Here is an 18,080-nt window from a genome sequence, read left to right as displayed (position 1 = left end):
ATCCCAAACATGCGCTGCCCTCTGGGTTCTTTCTAGGGACGATTAACTCTTTGTTGCTCGATTTTTACTTAGCCCACTAGGTTACAAACCTCGCGCCGCGATTTAATCGCCCCTAGATTGAACAAATTTCAATCCACAAAGATCAATACGCCCTAGGACCTGATAAATTTAGTGCATTGTTTTCAGCGTGTATTAACCTAAGTATGTAATTATTAGTTTGTTAAACAATCTAGTTTTATTTACAAGTGAAAAGGGAATGACTATGGCTATTCAAAAAAAGCTCAAACAAAAAACACGCCAATTTATAGACTCAAAGCATATGCTTAGCGGTATTACGGTGGCGTCGTTTTTAGAGTCGACCATAGTTCCTATCCCACTTGAAGCTGTGCTTGTGCCTCTTATGCAAGCGCGTCGTGAAAAATTATGGCTCATTGCACTAATGGCTACGTTAGGATGCATTGTTGGTGCGTTATTTGGTTATGCTTTAGGTTATTACTTATTTGATGCGGTTGGAGATTGGGTTATTAATACGTTTTCGAGTCCCGAGCAATTTGAAAACGTTAAACAGCAGATGCAAGACCAAGGGTTTTGGTTTGTAATAACACTGGGTATTGTGCCTATTCCGTTTCAAATCGCGATGCTTGCAGCAGGGGCAACTAAGTATTCTATCTGGTTATTTTTATTAGCAAGTGCAATAGCGCGTTCAATTCGTTATTTTGGCTTAGCGATAGTGGTGTATTACGCGGGTAATCAAGCTGAGCGTATTATTAGCAAACATAAAACTAAAGCGATGATTGGTTTAACTATTTTAGTGTTAGGTTTGTGGGGGCTAAGTACTGTAATTTAGGCGTATAATTGAGTGTTTATGGTTTTATTTTCAATAGTGTTAATGTGCTATAATTTTTTTATGCGGTATTTTGAGCCAAGTGCAAGTAATGATAAAAACAATTAAACAGATACTTAACCCTTTTAACTTTGTTAAAATGGGTTGGCTAAATAAAATATTTACACTAATTTTACTCGTGTACACTATTGCCTTTTCAACTTATAGCCTTATTTATTTCCCGCCTTTACAAGTACAAAGTAACTTATATGGATTTACTACCGACTTTATTAACTTAATGGTAATAGTGTTCCTTTTTTGGATGGTGCAGTGTTCTGGGCTTTCTAAATTAGCCTATTTATTTTCAAGTGCTGGATTACTTTTTTGGGCTATGGGAAATATAGCCGATGTGATTGATGAATTAGTCGTTCAGCCTTATTGGGTGAGTGTTTATTTTGAGGATTTATTTCGTACATCAGGGATGCTGTTAACATCCTATGGCTTGTTTAAAACCATGCGTTTTATGCAAAGTATTCGCAACAAATTATTTTTAGAACTAACCATTGATGATTTAACAAAAGTGTCTAATCGGCGCTATTTTTATCAGCATGCTAAAAATATTAGCGTATCGCCTTATACAATTTTAATTATTGATATAGACCATTTTAAATCAATAAATGATGATTTTGGGCACGACATGGGCGATAAAATACTTAAGGAACTAGCAGGTAAGTTTAATAGTTTATTTTTAGAACAAAATGTTTTTTCTCGTTTAGGTGGTGAGGAATTTGGAGGGTATTTACCCACTAGTAATATGGCTGAAGTAGCTAATTTTACCCAGCAGTTAATTAGCCTTGCCCAAACTATTCATATTAAAAATAATCGTTTTTTGACTGTGAGTATTGGCGTGGCTTTACAAAAAAATGATGAGCTACTTGATCAAGTTATGAAGCGAGCCGATTTAGCATTATATGCAGCAAAAAAGAATGGTCGAAACCGTGTAGAAATACATAGTTAAAATAAGGTTACACACATGCAGGGAAATATAGGTACACTAACAAAGTAAAAATAACAACAGAGTGTGCCATGGATGATTTAGTTGGTTTAGCCGTAATATTTATATTAATCGTTGTAGTCGGGGCTATTTGTGGCCTAATTGCGTTAGTGCAGCTTAATACCTTGAAGCAAAGTGTCGCGCTTTTAAAGGCAAAAGTGGCTGAGCTACAATCAAGTAATGCAGCGCAAAAACAAACGCCATCATCCAATGCAGACACTCCACAACACCAGATACCAATAGTAACCGCTAAAACATACGAACCTGAATCCGTAAACTCTAGTCCAGTAATTCAACCTCAAGTTATAACTAAATCCAGCGTTAACGCGGTTAAGATAAAGCGCGAAAAAACATCTTCTATCGAATTATTATTTAATAAATTCCGCACTGGGTTTGAACAAAACTGGATGACGTGGATTGGTGCTATAGCGCTTGCGTTTGGTGGACTATTTTTAGCTAAATATAGTTTAGAGGCTGGATTATTATCGCCAGTAATGAGGCTGAGTTTGGGTGGTTTATTTGGCCTTGGCTTAATTGCAGCTGCAGCATATTTACATCATAAACGCATTGTATTTGAAGGCTTTAATAATTACATACCCGCAGCACTTGCCAGTGGTGGGTTTATTACCTGTTTTTCGTTAATTCTTTTAGCCTATAGTAACTACGCTATGCTTAGCCCCACCGTGGCATTTTTTGCACTGGCAGTTATTGCGATTAGTGCAAGTGCGATGGCACTCAGGCTAGGCCCATTATTGGCGGTATTAGGTATTATTGGCGCTTACAGCGTACCAATATGGGTTAGTACTGGCAGTGGTAACTTGTTTGCATTATTTATGTATGTTGGCTTTGTAAGTTTGTCAGCCGCGTTAGTTGCACATAAAGTACAGCGAGCTTGGTTGTGGTATTTATTATGGGCAGGGCACATTGGTTGGTATTTAGTTGGTTTTACATTACTTAAAATTAATACCGTTTGGTTAATGGGGGCGTTTGCTTTACTTAGTATTGTAGGGTTAATTGCTATACCGCGCTTAGGTCGAAAACTGAATATTATTGAACATCGCCCGCACAGTTTAAAACGCTTAATTAAAGTGCTTCCAGATCACCTCTTATTACTCGCTTTTATAGCGCCCTTAATATTTACCATGTTGATCAGTCACTTTGATATGCAGTGGCAAACAATCGGCGTGTTGAGCATTGTATTAGTATTGTTTTTAGTCCTTAAAAATAGCCGCTGGGATATTTGGCAGGGCGTAGCGTTAGTTATTTCAACGCTATTAGTGATAGGCGCTGAACGTACGCATCTTTCGCCAAACCTATTTGATGATGCACTCTTTATATTCAAAAATGAGTATGGTTTGGGTTTATTACTCGGATTGTTACTTACGGCATACGGGCTTTATTACGGTAAAAAACAGAGTAAGCGTTTGGCATTTCATGTAACGGCTGCGTTTAGTGTATTTGTAATGATAGCTACTTTATATACGCTTATTCCTAATTCTGCGTTAAGTACTGCATATCCACTTTGGGCCGTTGTATTGTTTGTAGTGGCGGCTATTTTAATAAAGCTCGCGCAGCATAATACAACGCTATTTCAGCGTTTTACTTATTGGGTAGGCGCTAATGCCAATATTACGTTAGCAATTACCATGCTACTAAGTGACAGCGGTTTAACTATTGCACTTGCTGTACAAGTATTACTTATAAGCGTACTTATTAAACGCTATAGCGTGCCTATGCCGCATTGGCCTATAAAAGCCTTGGTTGCTGCGTTATTACTGCGCCTTACGCTTTCACCTTGGACGCCAAGCTACGATGCGCTAACAGTATTTGGTTTGCATTGGAGTATTGTGGTTTATCCGTTATGTATTGCGTTATTTTTTGCCGCTGCTAGGTGCTTTAAAGTATCTCAATTAAAAGTATGGTTAGAAGGTGCGGCGCTTCATTGTTTAGCGCTTTTTATTACCACCGAAACAAGTTATCAGTTAGTAGGGCATTATCCGCAATTTGATTCACTTAACTTTTACGAACAAATACTCCTTACCTGTAACTGGCTGGCATTAGGGGGCGTGTACTTACACAGGGCAAAACTTGCTGGTACTTTAGCTAAGTTATACCAAGTGGCGGGTTTTGCGCTTGCAGGGTTAGCAGGGCTTTTTGCTATTAAAACACTGCTTGACGACAACCCATTATTTGAATCACTTTACATAGGTGAGCTGCCAATACTTAACTGGTTATTACTATTGTGGTTAGTACCTGCAGGATTAACGCTTTGGCTAGCCAAGCTTGTAAAACCAATAAATGCTAAAGCTACGCCATTTATATTGGCCGTTGCGGGTGGATTTATATTATTGGCAATAAACAGCTTTATTCGCCAATACTGGCAAGGTCCTTACATTTACTTATCAAAAGGCGCAAGTAATGCAGAGCTTTATAGCTACTCTGTTATTTGGTTAGTATTGGGTGCGGGTACTGTTATTTTTGGTCATTTAAAAAACCAGTTATTAATACAAAAAGTAGGCTTAGGCATACTAGCTGCCGTTATTGTTAAAGTGTTTTTAATTGATATGGCTAACTTGGAGGGCTTACTTAAAGCGCTTTCGTTTATTGGTTTAGGGCTTTCGTTGGTGGGGTTAAGTTGGTTGTTCCAAAAGCTTAGAAGCCGAGTAAATCCAGTTTAATTTTATGAACACTTTATAAAGCAAAGCCCAGTGAAGATACTGGGCTTTTTGTTTTACTCGATTACTTGATAGTTTTTAACTAGAACACTTGTTACTCGCTTATTATGTGCTGTGGTTAAGCAAGGCTTTTAGTTTGCCTGGTTTAATTGGCTTACTCAAATAATGAATATTGGCCGCTTTAGTTTCTTGTTTCAGCTCGGTGTCGCGCACGGCGGTAATTAAAATAGCGGGTATTTGGCTTTGCCAAATTTCACGCAGAGTTTTTATGAGAGTTATGCCGTCGCAATCACTACCTAATTGATAATCCATTAAAATAACATCGGGTGCCCCGTTTTGTTTCGCGTAAGCTAATGCATTATCCACGTTATCAAATAGTGTGTAATTGGCCTGCCATTTTTGGAGTAAGCTTGCCATGGCTGCTAGGTTTTCAGGGTCGTCATCCACGGCAACTATATTAATTGCTGCACGATTTTCTATTAAGCTACTTGTGGTATTTTTTTGTTGTACAAACTGAATATCGCCGTAAGGCACTTCAATACTAAAACGACTGCCTTTATTGGGTTTTGAATGAAGATGTAGTGGTAAGCTAAGTAAATCAGCCATTCTTTTAACTACGCCTAATCCTAAGCCAACTCCTTTGTTATCGCGTGATTCAACGCGGTAAAAGTCATTAAATATTTTGGCTTGCTCAACTTCACTAATACCAGGGCCGGTATCCCACACTTCTATCAGTAAATTATGTTTACGGTTTCTACAGGCAATTAATACGCGGCCTTTATCGGTGTATTTAACGGCATTAGACACCAAATTTTGAATAATTCGGCGCAAATAAGTTATATCGCTGTGCACTACTTGCTGATTTGAACGCACACTCAGTTTTAGCCCTTTATCGCTCGACATAATAGCGTACTCACTTTGCAGTGGCGTTAAAATATCTTCAATATAAAAGTGGCGTGGAGTGGGTGTCATCGCTCCTTGTTCTAGTTTGGCTATTTCAAGCAAGGCTGACATTAAATGCACGGTTGAGTCGAGACTATCACCTAGTTTGTCAAAGTTATTTCGGTTGGAGCTATCGAGTTGTTTTTCGTTTATGGCTGCAAGGTATAAGCGTGCTGCATTTAATGGTTGCAAAATATCGTGACTAGCAAGAGCTAAAAAGCGTGTTTTACTGTCGTTAGCTTGCTCTGCTTCTCGTTTGGCTAAAGTAAGTGCTTGCTCTGTTTGCACGCGGCTATCTATTTGTGCTTGCAAGTCTTTATTAATTGTTTGCACTTCTTGAGTACGCGCTTCAATGCGGTTTTCAAGATCCATGTTTACTTCTTCAAGCGCATTTTGTGTACTTATGTGGGTTGTAATATCCGAAAAGCTGGTAACAAAACCGCCATCGGGCAGTGGATTACCAATCATCTCAAATACTTGGCCATTTCGGCGGTGACGAATAAAGTGATGGGAGCTGCCGTATCTCAAATGCTGTACACGTTTTTCTACTTGGCGTTCTATATCACCAGGGCCACATTCACCGCGCTCTGCGTTATATCTAATAATATTTTCTATGGGTTGGCCTACTTCCAAAAAACCTTCTGGGTAGCCAAACATTTCGCTGTAACGCTTATTCCAAGCTACAAGATTTAAGTCTTTATCAACAACCGAAATACCATGACTTAAATTTTCAAGTGAAGTAAATAACAGGTTTTGGTTAAATTGCAGAGCTTGTGTGGTTTCGTCAAAAAAGTTTACAACCTCTTCAAATGCCATGCGTTTACCGGAGGAAACCGTGTGTATTAACGCTTGCGCCGACGATGCGCCCAGCACGCCCGTCAATGCGCGTTCGCAGTAGGCAATAAACTCAGGCTCTGGGTGAGCGTTGTTATCACTTAGGTGATGAGCAAGTGCGTAATGCGCTAATATTTGCTGGCTACGTTGGATCCCTAAAAAGGTTTGCAGTAATATTTTAAAGTCGTAAACCGTGGCTTTTACGTCTTTATTTAGTCGTCTTGATAAAATTGCCTGATCTTTTGGGTTAACAAAGGCAGCCGCCTGAATCTTATCAATTAAGCGCTCCTCTGCGCCTAATGAAAAGCTAATGTAACAGCCTATGTTAGCAAAAAGCGCGATGAGCGTACCTCGTGTAATAAGTGTTTGCTGAAGCTCACTGGTAAGTGTGTTACCGGCATCTAAAATTGGCAGCATTAAAAATAGTATCCAGCAAATAAAGCCTGCAACTAAACCTGCATAAACGCCATAGGCATGACCTTTTCGCCAATATAAACCGCCTACAATTGAAGGTAGTAATTGTGTAACAAGTGAAAATGCCACTAACCCCATACTCGCTAATGCACTGCTGTGGCCAAACCATTGTTGGTAAAAGTAGGCCAAGATTAAAATGCCAGCAATAGCGAAGCGTCTTACGAGTAAAATTTGCGATTTGTAGCTGGTGGTAATTAAATTACGTTTAAATTTTCGACGTAGTATTAGCGGCAGTACTACATCGTTTGAGATCATGGTGCTTAGCGTTAGTGTTGCGACCACTATCATTGCAGTGGCGGCCGACAATCCGCCTATAAATACAAAAGTGGTTAAAAAGGCATTGTCGTTAATTAATGGTAGGGCAAGTACAAAGCTGTCGGGGGAATAACCACTGCCAATTTCGGGATGGATAGCGGCAGTGGCAATAGGTAAAATCATTGCTGCCGTTAATAGCAAATACAGCGGAAAAGCCCAGCGAGCAGTCAGTAAATGGCGTTTGTTTTGATTGTCGACAACGGTTACATGAAATTGGCGAGGCAAACATATAATAGCTGCCGCAGCCATGAGTGACTGGCCTATAAAGTTAAAACTAAAAAAGTTAAAATCGGCCCAATGATCCCAAATAGAATTTGTTACTTTATTTGTAGTTGCTTCAGGCAAATTAAATAAAGTAAATACTGCAAGCCCTGCAACAGCCATGAGTGCAATAAGCTTTATCATCGATTCAAACGCAACAGCAAGCATTAATCCCGAACGATATTCTGTTACATCAACCTTGCGGGTGCCAAAAAATATTGCAAATAAGGCCATGATTAATGTAGCCGATAGAGCAAGCATATCGCCCGATATTTTAGTGCTACTTTGCAGCAATAAAAAACTACTGCTGAGCGCTTTTAATTGCAGTGCAATATAAGGAATTGTAGCCAGTAGTGCGATAACAGTAACCATAATGGCAGTGGTTTGACGCTTGCCATAACGGGCTGAAATAAAGTCAGCAATAGTGGTTATATTTTGCTTTTTACTTACTAATACCAGTTTGCGTAAAAAACCTTGTCCGAAAAAAAATAATAATGCGGGACCAAGTAAAATGGGTAAATAACTCCAACTGCTTGTAGCCGCTGTGCCTACCGACCCATAGTAAGTCCATGAGGTACAATAAATCCCTAATGAAAAAGAATAGACAAAGGGGTGGTGACTGATGCGTTTTGCTAAAGGCGTTGTTTTATCGCCCCAGTTAGCCAGCCAAAACAGCACACCTATGTATCCTAAAGCAACAATAATGAGTACGGCAGTCATGTTGTTATTAAACCTTATTATTTTAAATAGTCCCTCAACCCTATGAGGGATTAACACAATACCAGAACTGAGGTTAAGTGTGAGACTTGAATTTAAAATAAAACTTTCATTTTATTTCTATGTTATTGAATATTAAAAATAAAAATAAAATCATCTCACGCATTAGACTAATGTCGCATTAATAACCAACTTACCAATTTAATAGTAAAGCCAATTAAAAAAATTAAGCTAACCAATTGAAATAATATAAAAATATATAAAACACGTTTGAATGATAAATGCAGTTTACGTAAACGTTAATAAGCTGTTACGACTATGGTCTCAATTCAATATGTAACCAGCGTTGCTAAATTGATAGGTGAAGATAAAAAACCACTCATCGCGATATTGCGGTGCTTAAAGGGGAAAATAAAAATGGCTTTTAAAGATGAAGAACAAGCAAAAGCTTATTGGGCAGAAAACATTTCGCTGTTATTTAAACTATTAGCAGTGTGGTTTATTGTGTCTTTTGGCTTTGGCATATTATTGGTTGATGTACTTAATGAAGTGCATTTTTTTGGGTTTAAACTTGGCTTCTGGTTCGCCCAGCAAGGCGCGATTTATACCTTTGTTGCTTTGATTTTTGTGTACGTTTTCAAAATGAATACGTTAGATAAAAAATACGGCGTAGACGAATAGGAGCTAAGCAATGGATGTTCAAACACTCACGTTTATAATTGTTGGTTTAAGTTTTGCGCTTTATATCGGCATAGCAATTTGGGCCCGTGCGGGTTCAACTAAAGAATTTTATGTCGCGGGCGGCGGCGTACCTCCTCTTGCTAATGGTATGGCAACAGCAGCCGATTGGATGAGCGCCGCGTCGTTTATTTCAATGGCGGGTATTATTTCGTTTGCAGGTTACGATGGCAGCGTTTACTTAATGGGGTGGACTGGTGGTTATGTATTATTAGCCATGTGTTTAGCGCCTTACTTACGTAAATTTGGCAAGTTTACCGTGCCTGACTTTATTGGCGACCGTTACTATTCACGTACTGCACGTTTAGTGGCAATTGTATGTGCCATATTCATTTGTTTTACTTACATTGCAGGGCAAATGCGTGGCGTAGGCGTGGTGTTTTCACGCTTTTTAGAAGTAGAAATTGAAACCGGTGTTTACATCGGTATGGTAATTGTATTTTTCTACGCCGTACTTGGCGGTATGAAAGGTATTACCTACACGCAAGTAGCGCAGTACTGTGTACTTGTATTTGCCTACCTTGTACCAGCCATTTTTATCTCGATGATGATGACAGGTCACTTCTTCCCACAAACTGGTTTTGGTGCCACATTAATAGGCAGCGATGGCGTGTACGTACTTGATAAATTAGACGGCTTAAGCGCTGAACTTGGTTTTGCACAGTACACTGAAGGCTCTAAGAGCATGATCGACGTGTTTGCTATCACTGGTGCGTTAATGGTAGGTACTGCTGGTTTACCTCATGTAATTGTTCGCTTTTTCACTGTGCCTCGCGTAAAAGACACGCGTATTTCTGCTGCATGGACTCTTGTGTTCATCGCGATTGTTTATACTACAGCACCTGCGGTTGCAGCCTTTGCTCGAGTAAACATGGTTGACACTATTAATGGTAAAGACGGTAGTGGTACAGCTTACGCAGAAGCACCTGCATGGATTAAAAACTGGGAACGTACAGGTTTAATTACATTTGATGATAAAAACGGCGATGGCAAAATGTTCTACACGGCGGGTAAAATCACCGATCCGAACAGTGCTAACGAAGTAAACGTAGACCGCGACATTATGGTATTAGCAAATCCAGAGATTGCTAACTTACCAGCATGGGTAATCGCACTTGTAGCTGCTGGTGGTATTGCCGCTGCACTTTCTACAACAGCAGGTTTACTACTGGTTATTTCGACCTCCGTTTCGCACGATTTACTCAAGCGAACCCTCAAGCCCGATATTACCGATAAGCAAGAGTTACTTGCAGCGAGGTTGGCAGCCATGGTTGCTATTGTTATCTCCGCGTACTTTGGTATTAACCCGCCTGGATTTGTGGCATCCGTAGTGGCATTTGCCTTTGGTTTGGCGGCAGCGAGTTTCTTCCCTGCAATTATTATGGGTATATTCTCTAAAACAATGAACCGAGAAGGCGCAATTGCAGGCATGGTAACAGGTATAGGCTTTACAGCTGCTTATATTATTTTCTTCAAGTTTGTTAGCCCAGAGCTAAACAGTCCTGAAAACTGGTTCTTAGGTATTTCGCCTGAAGGTATTGGCTTAATTGGTATGATTATTAACTTTGCAGTTGCTGCACTTGTTCTTAAATTTACTCAACCAACACCTGTTGAAATTCAAGAAATGGTAGAAAGTATTCGCAATCCTAAAGGATCTGCAGAAGCACACGATCACTAAGCTCACTTAAAAAATCATAAAAGCCCGACTTAAGTCGGGCTTTTTATTTGTACAAAAAATGAGTACATTGGTGTTGTGTATACTTTTTAATGAGTACAAAAATGAGCGTAGAACAACAAGAAATAGCCCAGTACGTGTGCTTGCAAGCGCCATTTAGCCTAATTGATAGCAGTGCATGTGAGTACTTTGTAAGTCATCTCGATATTATTTACCTCACTCGCGAAAACCAAGCGCAATGGCTACAAAGTGAAAGCCCTCGGTTATTTTTAATTCGCTCAGGTTTATACGATCTAGTTGATGCTAAAGGCGACGTTGTTACGCGTTTAGCACAAGGTGATTACTTTGGTTTTCCATCGTTATTAACAGGTGAAGCGATTCAAAATAGGCTCGAAGTACAAAAAGAAGGCATAGTGTATATGCTCTCCCAGGCGCATTTCGATTTTTTGCGTCGAGAATACAAATCTTTTGAGCAATATTTTGTACGTGCTCACGCCAATCGGTTATTGTCATCCCACTATAAAAGTAAAAACGATAGCTGGTCTGAGCGTAAAATATCAGAGTTGATGACGCGCACAGCCATTACACTTACGCCCGATGCTAGCATTAGACAAAGTGCTAAAAAAATGAAACAGCATGGCGTATCGTCAATTATGATAACGGAGCACTTACATTTAGTTGGCGTGGTGACCGACCGCGATTTGCGTAATCGCGTACTCGCTGATGAGGTCGATCCGCAAGATGCCGTCAGCAGTATTATGACCGCCAAACCCAAATTTATATTTGAAAATAATCGGGTGTTTTCGGCGCTGCATTTAATGCTTAAATACAATATTCATCATTTACCCGTGCTTGATGAAAACCATAATCCTATTGGTATGCTTACAAGTACCGACTTATTGCGCCAGCAAAAAAGCGACCCAGTACAACTTATAGGGCGTATCTATAAAGCTCACACAATTATCGATTTAAAACGCTACGCAAAAGAAATCCCCGAACTTTTGCGTAGTTTTTCGTACAATATTGACGACATATCGCTAATTGGTAAATTATTGAGCGGCTTAACCGATGCGCTTACATCTCGTCTTATTCATTTATTTCAAGAAGATCATGGCGCAGCGCCAACCAGCTTTAGTTTTATTTGTTTTGGCTCACAAGCACGCGAAGAGCAAACTCTACATTCAGATCAAGATAACGGCTTATTACTCCCTAACGACTTAACGAGCGAGCAGCAAGCTTACTTTAAAAGCATGGGAGAGTTTGTCTGCGAGCAACTTGTTGAATGCGGTATTAGACGTTGCCCTGGCAATATTATGGCAAGCAGCGATTTGTGCAGAATGAGTGTGAACGACTGGAGTGAGCGTTTTTTTAAATGGATAAAAAGCCCCACGCCTGATGCGATGCTTAACTGTAAGATATTTTTTGACTTACGATTTATTGAAGGTTCAAACGCCTTATATACCGCTTTTTGCGAGCAGCTAATTCGTATATCGCGTAACGACTTATTTTATGCTGCTATGGCAACTGACATTAGTAGTAACAGCGTGCCTATTGGTTTATTTAATAAATTTAAAACCGAAAAAACTGATAAAAATAATAAATACATAGATTTAAAAAAACGCGGTGTCGTGATCATAAACGACATAGTGCGGTTATACGCTTTAAAAGCCGGTATTAGGCGTGCTAACACGCAAGAGCGGTTGGACGCGCTGTTAAAACATAAACTGATCAGCAAAGAAGATATATACAATCTAAAAGATTGCTGGCGATTTTTAACGCAGCTTCGCTTAAGTACGCAAATAAACGAAGAGGGCTTGCCGAGTAATTGCATTAATCCTAATAAATTAAACTCACTAGAGCGTCATCAGCTAAAAGAAGCGTTTTACCTTGTTAAGCAAGCGCAGCAAGCCGCCGCGTTTAAATTTGCTCGCGGCAGTTTGTAGAGCATGGTAAAACAACTACTTACTCGGTATTTAAAGCGCCGCAGGTTACTAGGCAAAAACGCCTTACATCAACGCTACTTAGTGATTGATTTAGAGCTTACCGGCCTTGATGCCAAACAGCATGAAATAGTGTCTGTAGCGTGGGTGGAAATAGATAATCAATGTATAAAAATGAGTGAGTCGCAGCACATTATCAATAAAGACGTTATAAGCCTCGAACAAAGCCCTGTTTATCACGGTATAAATGACGATACGGTAGCAAAAGGGCAAAGTTTACACAGTATACTAACGCGACTAAGCAGCCACTTTAGTGATTGTATTTTAGTGTTTCATAATGCCATGCTCGATTGGGGCTTTTTAAAAATAGCCCTAAAAAATGCCAATATAACAACGCGGCCTAAACTGATACTCGACACCCTCCACATCGAGAAAAAGCGCTTACTAAACCAATCAACTGAAATAAAACAAGATGATTTAACCCTTAATACCTGTCGTATACGTTATGAGTTACCAAGTTATCATTGCCATCATGCGTTAACCGATGCACAAGCGACCGCCGAGTTACTGCTAGCCCAGTGCCATCAAATAAGCCGTGGCAAAGAGCTAAAAGTAGCCGAGTTGACGTAGGCTGGGTAGAGGACAGCGACACCCAACGATAAAACGCCTTATAGTTTAACACCGAGGTTTAGTGATAGAGAGTTTACTTTTATTGTTATCTGTATGACTATAGGTACAGTTACGTAATCATTTTCTAACTAATCACTTCAAGGAACGAATATGAAACTCATTATCACTATTTTTCTAACATTATTCCCACTTATCACTTTTGCTAATTCAAGCTTGCCTGCTAATCGCCATATTGCAGTGCAGGGTACTGCAGAGGTATTAGCAAAGCCCGATATGGCTAAGATTTCTTTTGAAGTAATAAGCACTAAAGATACGTTGCTTGAGGCGAAACGTGATGTTGATGAACGAGTTAACTTGCTAACCAAAGGAGCAGATAGATATGGTATTGAGCAAGGCGATATTTTTATCTCTGGTTTAACAAGTCATGTAAATAATATGATTGGTATAGAAACAGGTACTTTTTTAGGCGATAAGTACCTAGCGCGAAAAAAAATTAAAGTAACGTTAAAAAATATTGAAAGAATAGATGATTTTATTGAATTTGCACAAAGCGTAAAAATAAATAATGTTATGGAAATTGAAAGCTTATCTTCAAAAGGATTTAAATTAGAGGCAAAAGCAACACAAGTAGCAATAGATAACGCCAAAGCTAAGGGAAGCATACTTGCTGAAGCATTTGGCGCTGAACTTGGAAAAGTTTATAGTATTAATTCAACTGCTAATCATCAAAGATACCCTACAAATAACGTTAAGAGTTTAATTTTTTCAGGTTCGGGTGCTAACTCAAATCCATTCGAACAGGTGCGGTATGTGGATGAAACAATAATTTTTACATCATCAATAAGTGTAGTGTTTGACCTAGAAATAAAATAACAATGAGGACACACAATGGAATTAAACTATTTATATATTGGATTTGGTGTTATTGCGTTACTGAATGTAATAGTGAGTGTGTTTTTGGTAAAGCGAGATGACTTAGAAGTGTTTCAAAAAGCGGCTCAAATACTATTAGTATGGTTAATTCCGTTGTTTGCAGCAATTGGTTTATGGCTATTTTATCGTACGCAAGATAGGAGGGTAAACGTGCCTAAAAGCTTTGGTGGAGGTGCAGGAAATAGCACAAATCTTGGCGGTGGCTTTTGAACAAGCGTTAATATGTTGCTTAAACAAAGGATTCTAATGGGCACTTTTTAAATGTTAATTCAAAGTTTCTAATGCTTCCCTCTTATAATCAGACCCAAGGTCGATTACAATACGGCCATCTAAAAGGTGTACTGCCTTTATCTGCACGTAACTAGAGTGGATTTTATATTTCATGGCAATCAAACTTGCAATTAATGGTTTTGGTCGTATTGGTCGAAATATTGTCCGCGCGTTATACGAGTCTGGTTTGAGCGACGATATAAAAATTGTTGCGATTAACGAACTTGCTGATCCTGAAGCTATTGCTCATTTATTAAAATACGACACATCTCACGGTCGTTTCTCTTTCCCTGTAAAACTTGGTGAAGACACCATTAGTGTGGCAGGCGATACCATTGCACTTTTTTGTGAAGAAAACCCTATTGAATTGCCTTGGCAAACGCTCGATGTAGATATTGTACTTGAATGTACAGGGGTTTATCACTCGCGTGAACACGCGCAGTTACATATTACCGCAGGCGCTAAAAAGGTATTGTTTTCGCATCCGGCCGATAACGATGTTGATGCCACGATTGTGTACGGTATCAACGACGATGAGCTTAAAAACGAGCATACTATTGTGTCTAACGGCTCGTGCACAACTAACTGTGTTGTACCGGTTATTAAAGTGTTAGATGATGCATTTGGTATTGAGTCGGGCGCTATTACAACCATTCATGCATCGATGAACGATCAACAAGTGATTGATGGTTATCATCATGATTTACGCCGTACACGCGCTGCAAGTCAGTCTATTATTCCGGTAGATACAAAGCTTGCCCGTGGTATAGACCGCATATTACCTAAATTTAAAGGTCGCTTTGAAGCCATTGCTGTACGTGTGCCAACGATAAATGTCACGGCAATGGATTTGAGTGTAACGGTTAATGCTGATGTGGATTTAAATGCGGTAAATAACGCACTTAAAGCACAAGCGAAAGACCGCCTTGAAGGTATTTTAAGTTACACCGAAGAGCCACTTGTATCAGTTGATTTTAATCACGATCCACATTCTTGTATTATTGATGGCACGCAAACACGTGTTAGTCATAAACGACTGATAAAATTATTGGTGTGGTGTGATAATGAGTGGGGCTTTGCTAATCGTATGCTCGATACCGCGCGTGCGATGATGACAGTAAATAAGTAATTTGATGTATTAACATAATAACTTTAAACGTATTTTTCAGGTTCAGTATCGTTAACTAAGGAGATGTTCATGTCGGTCATAAAAATGGCAGATTTAGATTTAAACGGCAAACGCGTATTAATTCGTGAAGATTTAAATGTACCAGTTAAAGCAGGTGAAGTGACGTCAGATGCGCGTATTCGTGCAGCACTACCTACTATTAAATTAGCGCTTGAGATGGGTGCTAAAGTAATGGTTATGTCACACCTTGGCCGTCCTACGGAAGGGGAATATGATGAAGCGTTTTCGCTAGCACCTGTAGCTGATTACTTAAACGATGCCCTTGAGCAAACTGTACGCTTAGAAAAAGATTACCTAAACGGCGTTGATGTTGCTGATAACGAAGTCGTTGTGTTTGAAAACGTGCGCTTTAATAAAGGCGAGAAGAAAAACGACGAAGCGTTATCTAAACAACTAGCAGCGCTGTGTGATGTATACGTAATGGATGCATTTGGTACGGCTCATCGTGCACAAGCGTCTACCCATGGTGTTGGCTTATTTGCTGATGTTGCCTGTGCAGGTCCGTTATTATCAGCTGAGCTTGAAGCATTAGGCAAAGCACTTGATAATCCAGCTCGCCCATTAGTAGCGATTGTAGGTGGCTCAAAGGTATCAACTAAGTTAACTGTTTTAGATTCTCTTTCTAAAATTGTCGATCAGCTTGTAACCGGTGGTGGTATTGCTAATACTTTTATTGCAGCAGCAGGTCATCCTGTTGGTAAATCGCTTTATGAAGCCGATTTAATGGATGAAGCAAACCGTTTATGTGCAGCAGCTAAAGTAAACAATGGCGAAATTCCAGTACCTACAGATGTAGTGGTAGGTAATGAGTTTTCTGACTCTGCAGTGGCTACGCTTAAAGATGTAAGCGAAGTAACAAGCGACGATATGATTTTTGATATTGGTCCTGATACAGCGAGCAAACTTGCAAAAATTATTGCAAATGCGGGCACGGTTGTATGGAATGGCCCTGTTGGTGTGTTTGAGTTTGATCAGTTTGGTAATGGCACACGTGCTATTGCACAAGCGATTGCTAACTCAAATGCATTTTCAATTGCTGGTGGTGGTGATACCTTAGCTGCGATTGATAAATACGGCATTAGCGACAAAATATCTTATATTTCTACCGGTGGTGGTGCGTTCTTAGAGTTTTTAGAAGGCAAAAAGCTGCCAGCAGTTGAAATGCTAGAATCTCGCGCTAAGTAACTTTAGTCGCGTAAGGTGAGGGTAATAACCCTCGCCGGCAATTAATTATTAAATACCTCTCACCCTAATTTAATAGTTAATTTATACGGGATATTACTGCAAAGCAGTGGTTTTTCGTGGTGTTGTAATAACGCCAAACTAACAAATCCGTTCAAACTAGATAGTAGGGAACTACTATCGATAAATTGGAGAATACCCAATGGCTTTAATCAGTATGCGACAACTTTTAGATCATGCAGCAGAGCATGGTTACGGCGTACCTGCTTTTAACGTTAACAATCAAGAGCAAATGCGCGCAATAATGGAAGCGGCTGACAAAACAAACAGCCCAGTAATCGTGCAGGGATCAGCGGGCGCACGTGCTTATGCTGGTGCTCCATTTATTCGTCATATGATTTTAGCAGCCGTTGAAGAATGGCCACATATCCCAGTTGTTATGCACCAAGATCACGGCACATCGCCAGGTGTATGTCAGCGTTCAATTCAGCTTGGTTTTTCATCAGTAATGATGGATGGCTCGTTAATGAGCGACGGTAAAACCCCTTCAAGCTACGAATACAATGTAGAAGTAACGCGCGAAACTGTTGCTATGGCGCATGCCTGTGGTGTATCGGTTGAAGGCGAGCTAGGTGTGCTCGGTTCACTTGAAACGGGTGAAGCAGGCGAAGAAGATGGCGTTGGCGCAGAAGGTATTTTAACGACTGAGCAAATGCTAACAGATCCTGAAGAAGCGGCTGATTTTGTAAATAAAACACACGTTGATGCACTTGCAATTGCTTGTGGTACATCGCATGGTGCTTATAAATTTACGCGTCCACCAACCGATGATATTTTAGCAATTGATCGTATTAAAGCGATTCATGCACGTATTCCTAACACGCATTTAGTGATGCATGGTTCATCTTCTGTTCCACAAGAGTGGTTAGAAATTATTAATCAGTATGGTGGCGAAATTCCAGAAACGTATGGTGTGCCGGTTGAACAGATTGTTGAAGGTATTAAATTTGGTGTGCGTAAGGTCAATATTGATACCGACTTGCGTTTAGCATCTACCGGTGCAATCCGACGTCACCTAGCGTTAAACCCATCTAACTTTGATCCACGTAAATACCTAGCAGAAGCAACTAAAGCAATGACAGAGATTTGTGTTGCACGCTATAACTCGTTTGGTACCTCTGGTCAGGCAAGTAAAATTAAACCAATTTCACTCGATGAGATGCATCTTAAATACTTAAGCGGCGAGCTAGATCCTAAGATTAGATAATCGATCCTTGTTTATAACCGTTTAATTAAAAAGCCAGTAACCTTGTTACTGGCTTTTTTAATATGTGATGATTACGGTGAATAGATCACAGTATTACTAATACCAACCTGCATAAATCTTTGATCAATTTAACGAATTAAATTGCACTATAACGTTGTTTA

Annotated in this window: 13 protein-coding genes; 12 read left to right on the top strand and 1 reads right to left on the bottom strand. The window is 39.7% G+C overall.

Features of this window, described 5'->3' with window-relative positions; genetic code table 11:
- Positions 1 to 262: 262 nt before the first annotated feature.
- From CWB66_RS08060 to CWB66_RS08050, 3 genes are all read left to right on the top strand, one after another.
- On the top strand, positions 263 to 847 hold the full coding sequence (locus CWB66_RS08060; RefSeq protein ID WP_077535843.1) for a YqaA family protein: 585 nt from the start codon (positions 263 to 265) through the stop codon (positions 845 to 847).
- A gap of 88 nt (positions 848 to 935) precedes the next feature.
- Complete coding sequence (locus tag CWB66_RS08055; RefSeq protein WP_138584960.1) at positions 936 to 1,841, top strand: GGDEF domain-containing protein; 906 nt, start codon at positions 936 to 938, stop codon at positions 1,839 to 1,841.
- A 68-nt stretch (positions 1,842 to 1,909) separates the two neighbouring features.
- The gene (locus CWB66_RS08050) at positions 1,910 to 4,555 is read left to right on the top strand and encodes a DUF2339 domain-containing protein (protein ID WP_138584959.1); all 2,646 of its coding nucleotides are present in this window, start codon (positions 1,910 to 1,912) and stop codon (positions 4,553 to 4,555) included.
- 102 nt (positions 4,556 to 4,657) lie between these two features.
- Here the strand turns inward: CWB66_RS08050 and CWB66_RS08045 are convergent, their stop codons facing one another.
- On the bottom strand, positions 4,658 to 8,098 hold the full coding sequence (locus CWB66_RS08045; protein ID WP_138584958.1) for a PAS domain-containing hybrid sensor histidine kinase/response regulator: 3,441 nt from the start codon (positions 8,096 to 8,098) through the stop codon (positions 4,658 to 4,660).
- A 414-nt stretch (positions 8,099 to 8,512) separates the two neighbouring features.
- Between CWB66_RS08045 and CWB66_RS08040 the strand changes: the two genes are divergently transcribed.
- From CWB66_RS08040 to fba, 9 genes are all read left to right on the top strand, one after another.
- Positions 8,513 to 8,776: a DUF4212 domain-containing protein gene (locus CWB66_RS08040; protein WP_077538816.1), complete on the top strand. Its 264-nt coding sequence runs from the start codon at positions 8,513 to 8,515 to the stop codon at positions 8,774 to 8,776.
- 10 nt (positions 8,777 to 8,786) lie between these two features.
- A complete protein-coding gene (locus CWB66_RS08035) occupies positions 8,787 to 10,511 on the top strand; it encodes a sodium:solute symporter family protein (protein WP_077535839.1) in 1,725 nt (574 codons plus the stop codon).
- Between the two features lie 101 nt (positions 10,512 to 10,612).
- On the top strand, positions 10,613 to 12,451 hold the full coding sequence (locus tag CWB66_RS08030; protein ID WP_138584957.1) for a DUF294 nucleotidyltransferase-like domain-containing protein: 1,839 nt from the start codon (positions 10,613 to 10,615) through the stop codon (positions 12,449 to 12,451).
- 3 nt (positions 12,452 to 12,454) lie between these two features.
- Positions 12,455 to 13,078 carry a 3'-5' exonuclease gene (locus CWB66_RS08025; RefSeq protein WP_138584956.1) on the top strand — a complete coding sequence of 208 codons (624 nt, stop codon included), beginning with the start codon at positions 12,455 to 12,457 and terminating at the stop codon, positions 13,076 to 13,078.
- A gap of 150 nt (positions 13,079 to 13,228) precedes the next feature.
- Complete coding sequence (locus CWB66_RS08020; RefSeq protein WP_138584955.1) at positions 13,229 to 13,951, top strand: SIMPL domain-containing protein; 723 nt, start codon at positions 13,229 to 13,231, stop codon at positions 13,949 to 13,951.
- A gap of 15 nt (positions 13,952 to 13,966) precedes the next feature.
- On the top strand, positions 13,967 to 14,221 hold the full coding sequence (locus CWB66_RS08015) for a hypothetical protein (protein WP_138584954.1): 255 nt from the start codon (positions 13,967 to 13,969) through the stop codon (positions 14,219 to 14,221).
- Positions 14,222 to 14,393: 172 nt separating this feature from the next.
- The gene (gene epd, locus CWB66_RS08010; RefSeq protein ID WP_138584953.1) at positions 14,394 to 15,410 is read left to right on the top strand and encodes an erythrose-4-phosphate dehydrogenase; all 1,017 of its coding nucleotides are present in this window, start codon (positions 14,394 to 14,396) and stop codon (positions 15,408 to 15,410) included.
- A 69-nt stretch (positions 15,411 to 15,479) separates the two neighbouring features.
- Positions 15,480 to 16,655, top strand: coding sequence for a phosphoglycerate kinase (locus tag CWB66_RS08005; protein WP_138584952.1), 1,176 nt, complete (start codon positions 15,480 to 15,482; stop codon positions 16,653 to 16,655).
- Between the two features lie 199 nt (positions 16,656 to 16,854).
- The gene (gene fba / locus CWB66_RS08000) at positions 16,855 to 17,919 is read left to right on the top strand and encodes a class II fructose-bisphosphate aldolase (protein WP_138584951.1); all 1,065 of its coding nucleotides are present in this window, start codon (positions 16,855 to 16,857) and stop codon (positions 17,917 to 17,919) included.
- Positions 17,920 to 18,080 lie beyond the last annotated feature (161 nt).

The organism is Pseudoalteromonas sp. S558, assembly GCF_005886635.1.
Taxonomy (GTDB): domain Bacteria; phylum Pseudomonadota; class Gammaproteobacteria; order Enterobacterales; family Alteromonadaceae; genus Pseudoalteromonas; species Pseudoalteromonas aliena.
The sequence above is the reverse complement of the archived record's forward strand: the minus strand, read 5'-3'. Positions and strand labels throughout refer to the sequence as shown.